A 19,006-nucleotide genomic window follows, 5' to 3' on the forward strand; every position below is an offset into this window, starting at 1 on the left:
TTGGGGATTTTGGGCAGGTCACGCAAGGGTTTCTTTTTGGTTGGCATACATGCACCTCTTACTCATGTTATGCCCGAACACAAAATTTCTGACACCCTCCTAGCTATTACTACCCAAAGGGTTCCCGCCTAACCCAGCGGTGGCAAGCATCACTGACCAGACCCCATATACGTGGAGGGGACTGATCATCGGACGCTGAACCACTACCAGTCGAGTAGTCAGATCAATCCACCACGAGAGACCAGTCCCCACATCACGGATGAGCTACGTCACCGGGCATCCAGTCAACGAGGATCAGGCAGGGAAAGGTAACCGGTAAATTAAAACTCCACAGGCATGGCTTATGAAACTCAACCACTGAGAGGTCATAACCATGTTCAACGACGCCGATATCATCCAGCGCTACCCACGCCGTCATCCCGCCAATACCAATCTCCATCTGTACTACGAAGACACCTTTGAAGGCTTCCCTTTGATGCGTGACAAAGGGCCTTTCATCCGTGAGTGCCTGTCCGAACTCAGGCACACCATCGAGCTGGCCTTGGCTGAGTATCCGAGGGTGCTGGCGTTCAGGGTGGATCTCAGGCTACCCCAAGGTATCGAGCTGCCAGACTACGCCTATACGAACCAGGTCATCAGCCGGTTCTTCGAGTCCTTCACGAGGAAGATCCAGTACCACCAGGGGAGGGTGGGTGAGCGTGGTTACGCTCGTGGCTGCAAGGTGCGGTACGTCTGGTCGAGGGAGACCGGTCAGGAAGGCAAGCAGCATTACCACCTGCTGATCCTGTTGAACAGGGATGCTTACTACACCGTAGGTCGGTTGGGGGCAGAGAGGGTGAACATGATTGATCGTTTGCAGGAGGCTTGGGCCAGTGCGTTGGGGTTATCGGTCTGGCTGGTCGAAGGGCTAGTGCATATTCCCGATAAAGCGACGTATCGGGTGGATCGAAAGCCCCGTGAGCGAAAGGTGGCAGGAAGTGATCGCAAGGTTCTGGTGGATGAACTGCCAGCGCTGTTCTACCGAGCCAGCTACCTGTGCAAGGTGGCGACGAAGACCTACGGGGATCGTCAGCGAGGATTCGGCACCAGCAGAGGCTAATTGTCTACTTGCGGCGTTCTGGCACCGTGCTTGTGGAGCCCTGGTCGGTCGATGGTTTAGGCTCTGGTCAGGATTCTTAGGCTGGTGTGAGTGCTGCAGGATGACAGAGAAAAGGGAGCGATGCCGGCAGCATTATCAGTCGGTATATGAAAGGAATCAGCCTGCACTCGGCAAAGGCCGTGCTCTTGATGAATGTTTGCATCATTTCCTGGATCAGCGGCCTGCAGGTAAAAACCTCTCTGCACTTGACCGCGCGACTGGCCTGGCTTCCGCACCGTTTTGGCATGATGCGGAGGCGATCGCTCAATCTGAGTTGGCAAGCCTTGCCCTCAGTCGGGTGCTGCACTTCGACACTGCCGTCAGCATCGAGCTCCTGCTGGAGCTGGCCAGTCATGCCCCAGACACCCTTAGATGGGCGATCCGCTACTCGAAGCTGTTTGAGCGTACTGCTTCGCCGCTATGGCTTGCGCTTAGTGCGGCGCTCGTGGGGGGAGAGTGGCAGGTATTCTTCGGTGTCTGTGACCGTTTGCTGGATCAGCTCAAGCCCTTTGATGAGCTGATTACCAACGCTGAAAAGCAGCTTGGGCACTTATCCCTGCTGGAATTGTTTTCCTACCTCAGCGTGCTGGCTTATCAGGCGTTTTCTGAAGACGCTTCCGATGATCGTTCCGGTCAGCAGTGGAAGGTCTACAACCGCATCATCTTGAGAAAACTCCGGGCTTGCCCAGATGAGGATTTTCGCCTGAACGAGTCGCGGCTCGGGCAGTCGCTGAAGCGGCATCTGTCTCCAATTATTTTCCCTGGATCGTCCACCGCTGATGCAGCTAGATATCGTGAAAACCTCGAATGGCTGGCTGTTCTGATTGCGGCAACCCAAGAGCGGATCGACTACGAGGGTTCGATTGACTGGTTCTGCTTCGATCCGGAGTGCCGTTACCAGCTAAAACCGGGTGAGTCGGTTATCTATAACCAGTCGGAGGCGGGAACCGAGCGGTGGCAGCGAGCCGGGCGCAAGAGCGATCTGATTTGGAACTACTGGATGAGCCGTGCCGTGCAGGCATTCGTCGACTCCGGCCTGGCCGAACAAATTATCGGCTCGCCTGAGAGCCATGAGCTGAATCAGTTGGCCTATATCAAGGCGATGCGTAGCGAGCTGCAACTGCAGCAGATTTACGGCCTGGGTGATCGGCTCTCTCTCAGTAATGGTACCCAGGTTCAGCTTCACCACGTGTTGCTGGCGAGCGAGCTGACCTCGGTTTTCTTTCAGAGCCAGTTCATCCAGCCATTCCAGGACTACCTTCGAGAGTCGGGCGTGCTTGCCCATGCGCTTGGCCGCTTGGCCATGGATGGCATGCTGTCGGCAGAAAACAGGTTCCCCATGACCTGGTCCGAGGAGGAAGAAAAGATCCACAGGATTAAAGGCTGGACGGTCAGCGAGGAACATCCGCAAGGCAGCGCCGATTCAGCCAAGGCAATTCTCAAGTTCTGGACCAGCGACCTCAAAGCGCTATCTCAGCAACTGAAGCAGCAGCCGGGGATGCCCGCGCCGCGCTTGTACGAACAGCCCCTCTACAAAATTGGCCGCTACAGCTTTCAGTTTCCCTGGGTCGGCGCGCAGCAAAACAACCTCACGGCAGCCATCAACAACCTGCGGCGCGTGAATGCTCTCAGAGCTCATGTGCAGGCAGAAACCCAGCGAGTGGAGCTGGCTCTGGCCGAGAGCCTTCGGCAACGAGGCTTTGCTGTTGAGGTGGGATATCGGCCGACGGTGACAGAAGAGGACGACGCCGGCGAGGTGGATTTGATCTGTCAGAGGGATGGCGTGCTGCTGCTTATGGAGGTCAAGTCGGGGTATATCCGCTCGACCACTCATGAGGTCTGGCTGCATCGCACCAATACCTTGCGTAAGGCTGCCTGGCAATTGCGGCGCAAGCGGATTGCGGTGGCAAAGGCGTTGGTGGCTGATCAAGATCTGCGCTCCAGGTTGGGCTACCGCGGTCAGCATCCTGACGTGCATCTGCAGGCCTGGATCGTAGATACCTCCATTGAGCTCGACGGGCATTCAGTCGATGGGTTCAGAGTGGTGTCCCGCGAGGCATTGGAGGTCATTCTGCGAGACGAGAAGCATCTGCTCCGACCAATGGATCAATCGGACGAGGAAGGTAGGGATTCATTGTTCCCGGATGGGTTTAATGCTGACCGACTTATAGCTGTTGTCGAGTCCGATGAGCTGTGGCGAGGCATCTGCTAGTACTCGGACGAGAATGGTCTTGGCTCTGTCTGCTATCAGTCTGGGATTGGGGCGTTTTGCGGCAAAAGGTATTTTAACTTCCGTTTCAATGGTTATCAAAATGCAACGCACAACAAATCAAAATAGGGTAATGTTCGTGTTCTAAGGGTGGGTACGTGTTGTCCCGCAGAAGTAAGCACAAGCATTCGCTAACCCGAACGAGCCAGCCAGGATGTCGAACGAACAGCTTGCAGATCTAACCCAGCCACAACGCGATCGACTCGCGTTCGTGGAGTTACGCGTGCGCTTCATTGGGGAGATGCGCCGCCAGGACTTGGTCGCGCGCTTTGGTATCCAGTCCGCCGCTGCATCCAGGGATCTGGCGCTGTACAAGGAACTGGCCTCCGATAACATCGACTACGACTCCAAAGGTAAGTCCTACGTCCTCGGTCCGGACTTCCAGCCGGTCTTTGACTTCCCCCCGGAGCGGGTGCTGTCGTGGCTGACTCAGGGTTTTGGTGACGGCGAACCGATGCGGCTCAAAGCGTGGGTGGCCAGCGAGAGCCCGTCCCGGCTCACCCCCCCGGATCTGGATGTGCTGGCGAGCGTGACTCGGGCGATCCACCAGGAGTGTCCGCTCGGCATCGAGTACCACTCCATTGCCAGTGGCCGTACTGAGCGGGAAATCGTCCCGTTCGCGCTGATCGACAACGGCTTGCGATGGCACGTCCGCGCCTTTGACCGGAAGTCGCAGGAGTTCCGGGATTTCGTCATTACCCGCATCAAGAATCCCAGCGTGCTCAAGGGGCTGCCAGTGGCCTCTCATGAGATGAGCGATCAAGACATTCAGTGGACCCGGATCGTCGAGCTCGAGTTAGTGCCGCACCCGGATCAACCCCGGCCAGAGATTACCGAAATGGATTACGGCATGAGTGACGGCGTGCTGCGCATGAAACTACGCGCTGCCACGGCCGGGTACATCCTGCGCAAATGGAGCGTCGACTGCTCTCCGGACCATAGCCTGCGCGGCCATGAGTACCGGCTTTGGCTGAGAGATCACCTTGCCATCTACGGTGTGCGCAATGCCTTGCTTGCGCCGGGATACCGATCCCCTGATCAACAGCGGATCGGCGCCGATGCCGACTAAATACCAGGACTGATAACAACGTGACCGTAGAGAACAAACGCAACCACAAGCTGGAGCAACTCGGGTTCAGTTTTGAGCGCGGCGGTGTCCACACCGCCCGGACGATGATGCTCGTCGAACTGCACGCACTGCTGTCCTTTGTGGACTCAGCGGACGCGGCCAAGGCCGACTATCTGGAAGCCATTCAAACCGCCAATTGCCTGAGCAAGCGCTCCGGCAAAACGCGGGCGCTGACTTTCCGGCACCTGGCCGACCTCTACGCGCTCGATGCCAGCTTGTTGGTGTTCCGCGCTCTGCGTTTCTTCTGGCAGCGGGATGTAGATGGGCAGCCGCTGTTGGCCGCGCTGTGCGCCTACACGCGAGATCCCATGCTTCGAGCCACCGCACCCTTTGTTCTGGGTTTCCAGGAAGGGGCCACCATCACTCGTGAATCGATGGAAGAGTTCATCGATGCGCAAGAGCCAGGGCGCTTCAGTAAGGCCACGCTCAAGTCCACCGCACAGAACATCAACTCGTCCTGGACCCAGTCAGGCCATCTGGCTGGGCGTGTGCGCAAGGTGCGGGCCCGTGCGGTGGCGACACCAGGCGCCGTGTCGTTGTCCTTGCTGTTGGGTTATGTCAACGGACTGCGCGGCGAGTCGCTGTTCAAAAGCGACTACACAAAGATGCTCGACTGCTCCTTCGAAAGGACGATTGAGTTAGCGGAGGACGCCTCGCGTCGAGGCTGGATCTCGCTCAAGCGCGTGGGCCAAGTGGTCGAGGTGCTTTTTCCGAACCTGATCACATCGCAGGAAATGGAGTGGCTCCGTGAGCAGAATTAAGCGATTGACCCAGTCCTACAGCAAATACATCGCCGTGCCATGGCGCGATGACGCCGCCGCTGCCCAGCGGGTGATCTTCTGCGTGTATCACGAGACTGAAGAGCTGCGCCTGCGGGCCAAAGTCGACGAGTTCGAGATCGCCACCCGCGCGGGTGGCCATGACTGGGTGCTGTTCGACTTGACGGATTCGTTCCCGAACTGGCTTGCGTCTCAGCGCTATGCCAAGAGCTACTTCCAGAAGCCCAATCTGCTCTCCACTCTGCTGCCCAAGTACCTCGGCTACATCGAGGCCGAGTTCGATGCCTTCCTGCAGGACAAAAACGTCAGCGAGGACTTCGTCGTGGCGCTCCAAGGCGTCGGTTCGCTGTTTGGTTTCCTGAAGGTCAAGGAAGTCGTGGATAAGCTCGCACCCAAGGTAAAGGGCCGCCTGCTGGTGTTCTTCCCCGGCAGCTACGAAGACAACAACTACCGCTTGCTGGACGGTTACGACGGCTGGAACTACCTCGCCGTGCCAATCACCGCCGACAAAGAATTCTGATTAAGGGACCAATCCATGACAACAGCCATGCTCAATCGCGACATCTATCAAAAGGACCCGTCGACCCGAAAGCTGGTCAACGAGGGCGTTGCCAGCGTCAACGACGAAAAAACCAACCAGGCGCTGTCCGTGCTGCGGTATGAGCTCGAGACCTTCGTCTGTGATGGCCAGTACGAAAAGGGTTTGGAGCACATCCTTGGCGTCTACTTGAAGAACGTCGAGCAGGCCGAGCAGCCCGCCGTGTGGGTCAGCGGCTTCTATGGCTCGGGCAAATCGCACCTGGTCAAAATGCTGCGTGCGTTGTGGGTGGACAGTACGTTTGACGATGGCGCCACCGCACGCGGTATTGCCAACCTGCCGCAGGGCGTCAGTGACTACCTGAAAGAACTCAGCACCCAGGCCAAGCGCCACGGTGGTCTGCACGCGGCGTCTGGCACATTGGGTTCCAGCTCGCGCGACAAGTCCGTGCGCATGGCCCTGCTGGGCATCCTCTTCAAGTCCGTCGGGCTGCCGGAACAGTACCCGGTAGCGCGCTTTGTCATGTGGCTCCAGAATGAAGGCATCTACGACGCGGTTCGCAGTCATGTTGAAAAGAGCGGCTTCGACTGGAACGAAGAACTCGACAACTTCTACGTGGCCGAGGGCCTGCACGAGGCTCTGGTCAAAGCCAAGCCCAATCTGTTCACGTCGCCAGTCTCTTGCGTCGAGACCCTGAACAACCTGTACCCCTATGTGCAGGACGTCTCCAGTGCCGACATGCTCAAGGCCATTCGCCAGGCACTAACCCGCGACGGCAAGTTTCCCCTCACCCTGGTGGTGTTGGACGAGGTTCAGCAGTACATCGGCGAGGACAGCCAGCGCTCTATTGACGTGCAGGAAGTGGTAGAAGCCTGCTGCAAGAACATCGGCGCCAAGATGCTGTTCATCGGCACCGGCCAGACTGCTGTCACTGGCACATCCAACCTCAAGAAGCTTGAGGGCCGTTTCACCGTGCGCGTTGAGTTGTCCGACGCCGACGTTGACGCCGTGATCCGCCAGGTCATTCTGGCCAAGAAGCCAGAGGCCAAGGCGCCGGTCGAAAAGGTCATGCAGACCAACCTCGGTGAGATCTCACGTCACCTGGCAGGTACCACCATCGGCCACCGCCCCGACGACATTCAGTTCTTTCCGCAGGACTACCCGATCCTGCCGGTGCGCCGCCGCTTCTGGGAAAACACCCTGCGCGTGCTGGACCAAACCGGCACCGACAGTCAGCTGCGTAACCAGCTCTCGATGATTCACAAGGTCATTCAGACCAATGTGGATGCGCCGGTAGGCAGCGTCGTGCCCGCCGACTACCTGTATTTCGATGCGGCCGACAAACTGCTGCAGTCGCGCATCCTCCCGCGCAAGGTTCACGAGAAGACCTTGGTCTGGGCCAAGGGCACCGACGACCAGCGCCTGATGGCTCGCTCCTGCGGCCTGGTGTTTCTCATCAACAAGTTGGCCAGTAGCAACAACGAGATCGGCATTCGTGCCACAGTCGACACGTTGGCCGATTTGCTGGTGGAAGATCTCACTCAAGGCTCCAGCGCACTGCGCAGCAAGCTCCCAGGACTGCTCGACAAGTGCGAGCTGCTGATGAAGGTGGGTGATGAATACCGTATCCAGACTGAGGAAAGCGCCGCTTGGAACGACGAGTTCCTCAGCCAGCGCAATAGCCTTGCCAACGAAGCCCATCGCGTAGATGCGGAGCGCGACGACCGCATCCGTAAGAAGTTCGGAGAGATGGTGCGCAAGCTGTCGCTCACTCAAGGCACCTCAAAAGTCACGCGCGACATCTTCCCAGTGTTCGATGCGCAGTTGCCTGCTGACGCCAACGAGAAGGTTTGCGTTTGGGTGCGTGACGGCTGGAGCATTGACGAGAATTCGGTGCGTGCCGACGCACGTCAGGCGGGCAACCAGTCGCCCACCGTGTTCGTGTTCATCCCCAAGCGCTCGGCCGACGATCTGCGGCACTACCTGATCGACTTCAAAGCCGCCAGTGCCACGTTGGACAAGCGCGGCGTGCCCAACACCGCTGAGGGTACCGAAGCCCGCTCGGCGATGGAAACCACCAAGCAGACCGCTGAGGGCAAGATCCGCGAACTGCTGCAAGAGGCGTTCTCTGGTGCTCGCGTCTTCCAAGGCGGCGGCAACGAAATCCTGGGCGCCGACCTGCAGGACATGACGCTGGAAGCCGCCACCAACGCTCTCCAGCGGCTCTATCCGCAGTTCCACATTGCCGACAATGCCTGGTGGGCCAAGGTCTATGAGAAGGCGCAGAAAGGTGCGCCGGACGCCCTCAAGAGCGTGGCCGACGACGGCGAGCCAGCCAAGAACCCGGTCTGCAAAGCCATCTTGGCCTTTATTGCTGGCGGCAAGAAGGGCATCGACATCCGCAAGAACTTCGAAGGCGCCACCTACGGCTGGTCGGGTGACGCCGTGGACGGTGGCTTGCAGGTGCTGCTGGTGGCCGGACTGATTCGCGCCCAAGATGAAAAGGGCCAGACCATCGACCCGAAAGACCTGGAGCGCAAAGTCATCGGCAAGACCATGTTCAAGGTCGAATCGGCCACGGTCTCGGCAGCGCAGCGTATCCAGATTCGCAAGGTACTGCAGAAGGTCGGTCTCACCGCCAAGCAAGGCGAAGAGCTGGCTTACGTGCCGCAGTTCCTGGTCAGCGCGCAAGAGCTGGCCAACCGTGCCGGGGGCGAAGCCCCACGTCCAGCGCGCCCCGAAACGAAGGGACTAGAAGAAATCCGCCTCACCGCCGGCAATGAGCAGTTACTGGCTCTGTACAACCAGCGCGATGAACTCAGCGACGCCATCGACGCCTGGACGGATCTGGCTGAGCGCATTGAGAAGCGCCTGCCCACCTGGAACACGCTCAAGCGCCTGCTCGCCCACGCCAATGGCCAGTCGGGCGCTGACGTATTGGTAGCGCAAGTCACGCACATCGAGCAGCAACGCCAGTTGCTGGAGGAGCCAGATCCCGTCACGCCGCTGGTGGCCAGCCTCACCCAGTTGCTGCGCGATGAGCTGAACCGCCTGCACGGCGAATACCAGACCCGCCACAAGAACGGCATGGTGCGCCTGGACGCCGATACCAACTGGCAGCAGCTGGAGCCTGAGCAGCGCAACAGCCTGCTGGTCGCACAAAAGCTCACCCTCGCCGACGCTCCCAAGGTGCAAGTGGCCAACACCGAGGAGGTGCTGGCGACGGTGGATCGACTGTCGCTGTCGTCGCTCGCTGACCGTGTTGCCGCAATTGACTCGCGCTTCGATGCCGTGCTGGTGGCTGCCGCCGAGCTGATGGAACCCAAGGCGCAATTCGTGAAGCTGCCCAGCCGGACCATCAAGTCGGAGGCCGAGATCGAAACCTGGTTGAACGATGCCCGACAGACCATAGCGCAGGCCCTGAAAAACGGCCCGGTCGTTCTGCACTGAGGCCTGAATACGCATGATGCAAGCACTGGATAAAGACCTGCGCAGCGCGCTGGAGAAAACGGTTAGAGCAGCCCGCACGGTCGCTGAAACGGCTGCGCACGCGGCGGTAGACCAACTGGGCGTTGGCCACGACAAGCCGGAAGCGTTTCTGAGCGATGCCGAGAAGGCGCTGCGCAACCGCCTGCGCACCCATGGCAAGCAGCTCGGTGACGCCCGCGACTCGAAGAGCACGAACCCGACCTATGGCAAGCAAGAGCTGCAGCACCTAGTGCAAGAGGTGGCCTACCAGCACTGGCACCGCATGCTGTTTGCACGCTTTCTGGCCGACAACAACCTGCTGATGTACGACGGCGTGGCCGTCACTATCGAAGAGTGCGATGAGCTGGCCCCCGATGAAGGCGCCAAGAGCGGTTGGGAGCTGGCCGGCAAGTTGGCCGCCCGCATGCTGCCGCAAGTATTCAAGCCTGGCTCACCGGTGTTCGAGCTGACCTTCGCGCCCGAGCACCATAGCGAGTTGGAGCGCTTGCTCAAGGACCTGCCCGATGCGGTGTTCAAAGCCAGTGACAGCTTGGGCTGGGTGTACCAGTTCTGGCAAGCCGACAATAAGGAGCGCATCAACAAGTCGGAAGTGAAGATCGGCGCCGACCAGTTGCCCGCTGTCACCCAGCTCTTCACCGAGCCGTACATGGTGGCGTTCTTGCTGCACAACTCACTTGGCGCCTGGTGGGCCACCCGGCATCCGGGCAAGCCATGTCCGGTGAATCTCGACTACTTCCGCACCCTGGGAGACGGCACACCGGCTGCCGGCAAGTTCGAGGGCTGGCCTGACTCATTGGCCGAATTCAAGTTGCTGGACCCGTGCTGCGGCTCGGGGCATTTCCTGGTGGCTGCTTTCCTGATGCTGGTGCCGATGCGTATGGCAGCGGAGGGCCTGAAAGCCAGAGAAGCGGTCAACCGCGTCTTGACCGAGAATATCCACGGTCTGGAATTGGACCCGCGCTGCGTGGAGATCGCGGTGTTTGCAGTGGCGCTGGAAGCCTGGCGCTTTCCAGATGTATCTGGCAAACCGCTCGGTGTGCGAGAGATTCCGGCACCCAACATCGCCTGCTGCGGTCTGAAGGTGGCGGCCAAGGCGCAGGACTGGGAGGCGCTGGTTCCAGCAGACGCAACCAATGCCGTGCATTTGCGTGAGGGGCTGGTGCGATTGCATCAGCTCTTTGCCCAGGCCCCGCTGCTCGGCAGCCTGCTGTCACCTGGCAAAAGCAAAGGCGATTTGTTCGGCGCCGATTACCGCGAATTGGGCGAGCTGCTGCGCGACGCGCTAGCGCGAGAGGGCACGGGTAAGCACAAGGATGGTGAAGAAGGCTGGGATTCGGCGCTTAGCGCCCTGGGCCTGCTCGACGCTGCTCGTTTGCTCGATGGACGCTACCAGCTTGTGATCACCAACGTGCCGTATCTTGCCCGCGGCAAGCAGAGTGAAGCACTCAAGGCTTACTGCGAGAGCCACTATTCGGAGGCCAAGAACGATCTGGCCAATGTGTTTCTGGAGCGATGTCTGGAACTGGCCTGCTTACCCGAAGGCAACCACGGCACCGGTGTGGTGCAGATCGTCATGCCGCAGAACTGGCTATTCCTCGGCAGCTACAAGAAGCAACGCGAATCACTGCTTAAGCGAGTGCAGTGGAACCTGCTTGCACGGCTGGGGCCTGGGGCGTTCGAAACCATCAGTGGCGAGGTCGTGCAGGCCATCCTGCTCACTCAAACCCAGGCTCACGCGGCGGAGGGTTTTCAGCTGCGCGGCGTGGATGCCAGCGCACCTAAATCGGCCCTAGAAAAGGCCGCACTGCTGCGCGACGGCGCGCTGGCAGAGGTTTCGCAACGCGGCCAGTTGGGTAATCCGGATGTACGGGTCAGCCTTGGCAACATTCAGTCTGCGACCCTTCTTGCTGATATCGGAGCTTATGGCAAAGGTAGTACGACAGGTGATAGCCCGCGATTCCTTAGGGAGTTCTGGGAGGTGCCGAGGCTGGGCACGAACAACTTGAAGTGGCTTGATTCGCCGACGCCAGGAGACCCTTGGTCTGGACGTACGCTTGTAACCAGTGTTGGACTGGATGATGGGCGCCTTACAAGCCAACTCGGCTGCCGTATCCACGGGCAAGACGTCTGGTCGAGAAAAGGCGTTGCAGTCAACAAGATGAAGGAGCTTGAGCCTTTCCTCTATGCGGGTGAAGTTTTTGACGACAACGTCTGTCCCATCGTTCCCAACGATGAACAAAATACGCTCGCTGTTTGGGCGTTTGTTTCAGACCCAGAATATCGCCGCTCTGTACGCGAGATAGACGCGGCTCTCAAAGTTACTGCCGCAACGTTAACGAAAGTTCCCTTCGATCTGGAACATTGGCAGCAGGTTGCAGCCGAGCGTTACCCCAAAGGACTACCCAAACCCTATTCCGACGACCCAACCCAGTGGATTTTTCATGGTCACCCGCTGCTGGCAACCTCTCCCCTGCAGGTGGCTGTCGCCCGCTTGGTCGGCTACACCTGGCCAGCCGAATCCGACGACAAGATGGAGTTGTCGGGTGAGGCGCGTCAATGGATTACACGCAGCAAGGCGCTGGTCGCCCATGCGGACAAAGACGGAATCGTCTGCATCCCTCCTGTGGGCCGAGAATCGTCGGCAAGTGATCGGCTACTGAATTTACTGGCCGACGCCTATGGCGACGACTGGAGTAACGACGTCCTGGCACAGCTGCTGAAGGCCGCCGACCACGCCGGCAAGTCGCTCGAAACCTGGCTGCGCGATAAGTTCTTCACTCAGCACTGCGCACTGTTCGGCAATCGCCCGTTTGTCTGGCACATCTGGGACGGCTTGCGCGATGGCTTTGCCGCCTTGGTGAATTATCACAAGCTCGACTACAAAACGCTGGAAGCGCTGATCTACACCTACCTGGGGGATTGGATCAGCCGCCAGAAGCGCGATGCCGAGAACGGCGTTGACGGAGCCCAGGAAAAATTGGCAGCCGCCGAAGCGCTGAAGAAGCGACTTGAGCTGATCCTGGCCGGCGAGGCCCCCCACGACATCTTCGTGCGCTGGAAACCGTTCGAAGATCAGCCCATCGGCTGGAACCCCGATCTCAACGACGGCGTGCGTCTCAACATCCGTCCCTTCCTCTCAGTTCCTGATGTCGGCAAAAAAGGCGCAGGCGTGTTGCGAGACAAACCAAAGAGTCTGCATTGGGAAAAAGATCGCGGCAGCGATGTGCCCTCGGCGCCTTGGTATGAGCTTGGCCTGCAGTACGGTGGCAAGGTCGGTGACCGGATCAATGACCACCACTTGAGCCTTGAGGAAAAACGTAAGGCACGGGAGAAGGCCAAGTGATCAAGTCGGTCAACAACTACCCGGTCTCACAGCTCTTCGACATCGAAGCAGGTGTCGTCTATGCGATCCCGCGCTACCAGCGCGAGTACACCTGGAGCAAGGCTCAGTGGGAGTCGCTGTTTGATGACGTGCAGGAGAATGATCCCGGATATTTCTTGGGTTCGATCATCTGCATCAACCAGACCACCGACACGCTGGCGATACAGCGGCTGGAGGTGGTGGACGGCCAGCAGCGGCTGACGACGCTGTCACTGCTCTTTGCCGCGCTGTATCAGTCGCTGAAGCTTCACGAGAAGGACTTGGATGACGATCAGCGCGTAGAGCTGATCAACCTCAAGCGCAAGCTGGTGCTGAAGAAGGGGGACGACCAATTGCGCGTCATCCCGCAGATTCAGAACAGCAACCAGAACGACTACCGTGCGGTCCTATCCGACGTGGGCGTGATCAGCCCATTCGATACACCGGCCTACGCGGGCAACCGCAAGATCTTCCGCGCCTTCCGCTACTTCCAGGCGCGCATCGAAGAGATGGTGAATGGCGGAAGCGATCGCCTGGCGTCGATCATGGCCTTCCTCGACAAGGTGAGCCAGGCTTGCCTGGTAAAGATCGAAGTGGCCAGCCACGCCGATGCCTACACGCTGTTCGAATCGCTCAACAACCGTGGAATGCCGCTCACGGCCATCGACCTGATCAAGAACAAGCTGCTAGCACGGTTGGAAACCACCGAGCCGGGCAAGGTGGATCACTACTTTGACGTGTGGAACAAGCTGCTGGGCTATTTGGGCGACGACTACAGCGTCCAGGAGCGTTTCTTCCGGCACTACTACAACGCGTTCAAAGACCCGCTGAACGTGCCGTTCCGCAAGGAAGAGGACAAGAAGAAAGACCCTCTCGGCCCGGTGGCCACAAGGTCCAACCTGATCCAGATCTACGAGAAGCTGATAAACCAGGATGCCAAGCACCATCTGCAAGCCATTCGTTCCGCTGGCCAGCTGTATGCACTGATGCTGGCCCGGAATACCGATGAGGCCTGGGCGCCGCTGGACAAGCCACTGAAAGATCTGGACCGCATCCAGGGCGCCCCGTCATACCTGTTGATGCTGTACCTGCTGGTGCGGCGCGAAGCGCTGGGCATCGACGTGGCGCAGCTAGGAACGATGGTGCGGCTGCTGGTCTGCTTCTTCGTTCGACGCAACCTCACCGACACGCCGCCTACCCGCGACCTGACGCGCCTTTTCATGGCCATTATCGACAAGGTGGCTGCGCTTTCAGGTGACGCTGTGATAACCGCCCTCCGCGACGAGTTGCTAGTGGTATCGGCCAGCGATGAGACTTTCCGTAGCAAGCTGGAAGGTGCCATCTATGAGGAGAACGCCGGGGTCACCCGGTTTGTCCTGTGCGCTTTGGCCGAGCAGAACATGACTAAGGAGACGTGGGTCGATCTGTGGAAGTACGAAGGCAAGCTGTTCGTGTGGACCATCGAGCACATCTTCCCGCAAGGCGACAACATTCCTGCGTCTTGGGTGACCATGATCGCGGACGGCGACGAGAAGAAGGCCAAAGCAATTCAGGAAACGCATGTCCACAAGCTGGGCAACCTGACGGTCTCGGGTTTCAACAGCGCGTTGGGCAACAAGAGCTTCAAAGACAAGCGCGACCGCACCGACAGCAAGGGGCGTGAAGTGGGCTACAAGAACGGGCTCAAGCTCAACGCCGAACTGGGGGCGGTCGAGGCGTGGAGCGTGGCGCAGATTGATGCACGGACCACCACGCTGGTGGAGCAAGTGATGAGCCTCTTTGCCATGACGGAGGGCCAGCCATGCGCGTGATCGAACACCTGGTCAAAGCCCTGCACGACTCAGCTATCTTCAACCCTGAGGTTCAAATCGCGCCCTCGTGCATCTTGTGGCCCGATAAGGACCGCCAGTGGGAGGCGGTGATTCCGCGCCTGCAGAGCGAGCTGGCGGAACTACTGATGCTAGGCGACTACGCGCCTGAAAACCGTGTGGGTCCGGCTATTTGGCTGCGCTGTGTGATCGCGGGCAAAGCACCGGAAGTTGTCTTGCCGGCCGATCGGGTTCCTGTGTTCTACCTGCCTGGCGTAAGCCGCCAGGACTTGCGGGCCATCGAGGACTGCCCGGACCTGTTGAAGCCCTTGGCTGAACTGCAGTACCGGGGCGTGATTTGGTCGCAGGCCAACGCCAAGGACTGGACCATCATGGCATTCCTGAAGTCCGACCAAGGTGGCATGGGTCTGGATGTGGCCCAGGACAACGATGCCAAGAACGCCATGCAACTGGCGCTGTACCGGCTGCTGGATGAAGAGCTTGAACTGCTGAAGGGCAAGCGGCTAGACAAGGACTACTTCAATACCCTGCTGACCGGCGGCGACCCAGTGCGCGACCTGCTGCAGTGGCTGGATCTGGGCGACGCGTTTCAGATCACGCGCGGTGCCAACGAGTGGAAGGCCTTTGTGGAGGTCTGCAAGTCACAGCTGGCCTTCAACCCCCAGGCTGATGGCGTGCTGGCCGGTGCCAGCAAGTTGGCGATGCGCGAGGGCCCCTGGCATTCGGTATGGGAGCGCTACAGCGAGGCACCGAAGCGTTACCCCAACATCCTGAGCCGAATCCGTCAATGCAAGCCGCCGATCTTCGATCTCTTTGTCACTTCGGATTCTGCCGGCGGCTGGCCGCAATGGAACGAGGAACAGGAGCAAGCACTCCAGCGTGACCTGTTGGCCTTGAGCCATCTGCCTGAGCATGAAGCCAGGACACGTTTGCTAGAGCTTGAGAAAGCACATGCGCCCCGTTGGGAATTGGTGTGGGCCGAGTTGGGTGAGTCGCCGTTGGCGTTGGCTGTCAAGCACCTGGCAGTGGTTGCGGAAGTGACCAAGACGGCGTTGACGGCCGGTTCGGTCGCGGACTTGCAGGCCGGGTATGCCACTCAGGGCTGGCGAGCTGACGATGCAGTGCTGTCAGCGCTGGCGTGCGTAGACAAGGCGGCCGACGTGGATGCGGTGACTGCAGCGATACGGGCGATCTATCTGCCCTGGCTGGAAGAGTCTGCGCGCTATTTGCAAAAGCTGGTTGATGGTTCCGCATATCCGGGCGAGCGAATCGCAGAAGCGCCAGCTTTTTACAGGGTCAGTGGGCAATGCGTCATGTTTGTTGACGGTTTGCGCTTTGATACCGCTCGTCGACTGTCGACAGGATTGGAGGCGCGTGGCTATCAAATTACGGAATCCATGAACTGGACGGCTTTGCCTAGTGTGACGGCTACTGGAAAGGCCGCAGTTTCTCCTGTTCGAAGCTTGATCAGTGGCTCCGACGATTGTGATGACTTCGAGCCTTGCGTCGCTGCCACCGGCCAGTCGCTCAAGGGCGGCTATCACTTGAAGAAGCTGCTGAACGACAACCACTGGAAGGTGCTGGACCGTACCGAAAACGGCGACGGCCAGGGCAACGCTTGGTGCGAATTTGGCGATATCGACAGCGAGGGACACGCGCGAGGCTGGAAGCTGGCCAAGCATATCGACCCGCTTTTGGCAGAAATTGCGGAACGTATCGGCGCTTTGTTGGCTGCAGGGTGGAACAGCGTTCGGGTAGTGACCGACCACGGCTGGCTGCTCATGCCGGGTAAGTTGCCCACGATCCAGATGTCCAAAGACCTCACCGACAACAAATGGGGGCGCTGCGCCTCGATCAAACCTGGCGCCTCCACCAGTGAGCGTTTGTACCCTTGGTTCTGGAACCCCCATCAGCAGTTCGCGCTGGCCGACGGCGTGAGCTGCTATGGCAAATCCGTGGATTACAACCACGGCGGGCTGAGCATGCAAGAGTGCCTAACCCTGGATCTGGTGGTGACCCGCAGCGGAAGCGCATCAGGCAAGCAAGTGGCCGAGGTCACCGACATCGCCTGGAAGGGTTTGCGCTGCACGGCGGCCGTGGATGGTCAGTACGCGAATTTGTCCCTGGACATTCGAACGCAGGCGGGCGACCCGGCGTCTAGCGTGGTCGTGAGCGTGAAGCCGCTCAAAGACAACGGCACCGCATCGGTTGTTGTTGAGAACGAAGAGCTGCAAGGCCGCGCGGCGTTTCTGGTCCTGCTCAGCGCATCGGGCGAGTTGATGGCTGAAGCAAGCACCGTGATTGGAGGAGGGAATAAGTGATTGAATTGGATCAGATAGACAAAAAAGCCGCCTCGGTGTTGGACGGGTATCTGGTCCGGAAAGATCTGGTCCGCACCTTTAGTCGGCAATTTCCGGTACCTACCTACGTGGTCGAGTTCATGCTCGGGCGCTATTGCGCTAGCACCGACCAAGAGGAGATTGACGAAGGGCTGGAGATTGTTCAACGCCAACTCAAGTCCCGCACGGTACGTGCTGGCGAGGAAGAGCTGTTCAAAGCCAAGGCGCTTGAAACCGGCGAGGTAAAGATCATCGATCTGGTGACGGCGCGTGTCGACAACAAGGGCGAGTACGTTGCTAGTTTGCCGAGCTTACGGCTGGCGGACGTGCGGATCAGCAGCGAGTTGGTGAATCAGCACGAACGCATGTTGACCGGCGGCTTCTATGCCGAGCTGGGCGTGACGTTCGATGTGGCCATCGCCCAGGAGGCCAAAGGGCGACCATTTGGGATCACCTCCCTGCGGGAGATTCAGTTATCGAAGCGCGATGTGCTGGAGACACTGTCCAAGGCACGCGCCGAATTTACGACCGAGGAGTGGAAGTCGTTTCTGCTCCGGTCCATTGGGATTGAACCAGTTGCTTTGAACGAGCGGCAGAAGAACGCGCTGCTGCTGCGAATGGTGCCTTTCGTCGAGCGCAACTACAACCTGGTTGAACTCGGGCCTCGCGGCACCGGTAAGAGCCATCTGTTCCAGCAGGTTTCTCCCTACGCTCACCTTGTATCAGGCGGCAAAGCTACCGTTGCCAAGATGTTCGTGGAAAACACGGCCAAAGGCCGCAGGGGCTTGGTTTGCCAATACGACGTGGTTTGCTTCGATGAGGTGTCGGGTATCTCCTTCGACCAGAAGGATGGCGTGAACATCATGAAGGGCTACATGGAGTCCGGTGAATTCAGCCGAGGCAAAGAGAGCATTCGTGCCGATGGCAGCATCGTGATGGTCGGCAACTTCGACGTAGATGTTGAGCACCAGCAGCGCATCGGCCACTTGTTTGGGCCTATGCCGCCAGAAATGCGGGATGACACCGCGTTCATGGACCGTATCCATGCGTTCTTGCCAGGGTGGGACGTACCCAAGATCAACAAGGAATTGGTGACCAACCACTTCGGCTTGGTCAGCGACTTTCTGTCCGAGTGCTGGAGCCAGCTTCGCAATCAGAGCCGCGTGAGCGAATTGCAAAACCGCGTCTTCTTTGGCGGTGCCTTGTCTGGACGCGATACGAATGCGATCAACAAGACGGTCAGCGGCTTGCTCAAGCTGTTGTACCCGAGCGCGGATGCCCCGGTCCCCGACGAAGATCTGGAGTGGGCCGTTCGCATTGCTATGGAGGTACGGCGCCGCGTGAAAGAGCAGCAAAAGCGTGTCGGTGCCGCCGAGTTTCGCAACACCCACTTTAGCTACATCATGGGCGCCGACGGGGTCGAGAAGTTTGTCTCTACGCCGGAGCTGCAAAGCGAAAACAGCATCGGCGGCGATCCGCTGGAGCCCGGACAGGTGTGGGCTATCAGCCCGGGCGGCGGCGAGGAAGGCTCTGGCCTCTACCGCATCGAGGTCAATGAAGGGCCTGGGTCGGGTGTGAAGGTGCTCAACAAGCCAATTCCTCCTGCGTTCCGCGAGAGCATTGGTTTCGCCGAGCAGAACCTGTATGCCAGGTCGATGCAGTTGGTCGGCGACAAAGACCCTCGGCAGCATGAGTTCACAGTACAGCTTAGGGCTTTCGACGCAGCGAAGTCTGGTGCGAAGCTCGGCGTTGCTTCTCTAGTTGCGTTGTGCACATCGCTGCTGAAGCGGAGTGTACGGGGCGGTCTCATCACCGTTGGCGAGATCAACCTCGGGGGATCGATCGAACCCGTCCACAACGCGGTCACAATTGCGGAGATCGCCGTTGAGAAAGGCGCGACATCGCTGCTGATGCCGGTGGCGTGTCGACGCCAATTGGTCGACTTGTCCGACGACATGGCAACCAAGATCGACATTCAGTTTTACTCCGATGCCCGAGATGCCCTGTTGAAGGCCATGGCTGAGTGATCGCATAACTGAATCGCCCCTGGTTTCGTAGACACCTCCAAGCCTCATAATGAGGCCCAAATAGGAGGTGCCATGAGTCGTCAGCGTTACCCTGAAGAATTCAAGATC

10 protein-coding genes are annotated in these 19,006 nt (G+C 59.1%); all 10 read left to right on the top strand.

Annotation, left to right across the window (positions count from 1 at the left end; genetic code table 11):
* The first annotated feature begins 373 nt into the window (after positions 1 to 373).
* Positions 374 to 1,099, top strand: coding sequence for an inovirus Gp2 family protein (locus AC25M7_RS25085; protein ID WP_486971603.1), 726 nt, complete (start codon positions 374 to 376; stop codon positions 1,097 to 1,099).
* A gap of 337 nt (positions 1,100 to 1,436) precedes the next feature.
* Entirely contained in the window at positions 1,437 to 3,350 is a 1,914-nt protein-coding gene (locus AC25M7_RS25090; RefSeq protein ID WP_486971612.1) for an NERD domain-containing protein, read from the top strand.
* A 211-nt stretch (positions 3,351 to 3,561) separates the two neighbouring features.
* On the top strand, positions 3,562 to 4,476 hold the full coding sequence (locus tag AC25M7_RS25095; RefSeq protein ID WP_486971604.1) for a helix-turn-helix transcriptional regulator: 915 nt from the start codon (positions 3,562 to 3,564) through the stop codon (positions 4,474 to 4,476).
* 20 nt (positions 4,477 to 4,496) lie between these two features.
* Entirely contained in the window at positions 4,497 to 5,297 is an 801-nt protein-coding gene (locus tag AC25M7_RS25100; RefSeq protein ID WP_486971605.1) for a hypothetical protein, read from the top strand.
* On the top strand, positions 5,284 to 5,835 hold the full coding sequence (locus AC25M7_RS25105; protein WP_486971606.1) for a BREX protein BrxB domain-containing protein: 552 nt from the start codon (positions 5,284 to 5,286) through the stop codon (positions 5,833 to 5,835). The genes AC25M7_RS25100 and AC25M7_RS25105 overlap by 14 nt, the downstream gene beginning before the upstream one ends.
* 15 nt (positions 5,836 to 5,850) lie before the next feature.
* A complete protein-coding gene (gene brxC / locus AC25M7_RS25110; protein ID WP_486971607.1) occupies positions 5,851 to 9,303 on the top strand; it encodes a BREX system P-loop protein BrxC in 3,453 nt (1,150 codons plus the stop codon).
* Between the two features lie 13 nt (positions 9,304 to 9,316).
* Positions 9,317 to 12,685 carry an Eco57I restriction-modification methylase domain-containing protein gene (locus tag AC25M7_RS25115; RefSeq protein WP_486971608.1) on the top strand — a complete coding sequence of 1,123 codons (3,369 nt, stop codon included), beginning with the start codon at positions 9,317 to 9,319 and terminating at the stop codon, positions 12,683 to 12,685.
* On the top strand, positions 12,682 to 14,514 hold the full coding sequence (locus tag AC25M7_RS25120) for a DUF262 domain-containing protein (protein WP_486971609.1): 1,833 nt from the start codon (positions 12,682 to 12,684) through the stop codon (positions 14,512 to 14,514). Before AC25M7_RS25115 ends, AC25M7_RS25120 begins: the two co-directional genes overlap by 4 nt.
* On the top strand, positions 14,505 to 16,853 hold the full coding sequence (gene pglZ, locus AC25M7_RS25125) for a BREX-1 system phosphatase PglZ type B (protein WP_486971610.1): 2,349 nt from the start codon (positions 14,505 to 14,507) through the stop codon (positions 16,851 to 16,853). Before AC25M7_RS25120 ends, pglZ begins: the two co-directional genes overlap by 10 nt.
* Entirely contained in the window at positions 16,850 to 18,898 is a 2,049-nt protein-coding gene (brxL, locus tag AC25M7_RS25130; protein ID WP_486971611.1) for a BREX system Lon protease-like protein BrxL, read from the top strand. The genes pglZ and brxL overlap by 4 nt, the downstream gene beginning before the upstream one ends.
* Positions 18,899 to 19,006: the final 108 nt, after the last annotated feature.

Source organism: Pseudomonas sp. P106(2024) (genome assembly GCF_057480815.1).

Excerpts from the sequence above, each read along its gene's own strand:
- AC25M7_RS25085 (WP_486971603.1), top strand. The coding sequence starts at position 374 with ATGTTCAACGACGCCGATATCATCCAGCGCTACCCACGCCGTCATCCC.
- AC25M7_RS25095 (WP_486971604.1), top strand. The coding sequence starts at position 3,562 with ATGTCGAACGAACAGCTTGCAGATCTAACCCAGCCACAACGCGATCGA.
- brxC (WP_486971607.1), top strand. The coding sequence starts at position 5,851 with ATGACAACAGCCATGCTCAATCGCGACATCTATCAAAAGGACCCGTCG.
- AC25M7_RS25115 (WP_486971608.1), top strand. The coding sequence starts at position 9,317 with ATGATGCAAGCACTGGATAAAGACCTGCGCAGCGCGCTGGAGAAAACG.
- pglZ (WP_486971610.1), top strand. The coding sequence starts at position 14,505 with ATGCGCGTGATCGAACACCTGGTCAAAGCCCTGCACGACTCAGCTATC.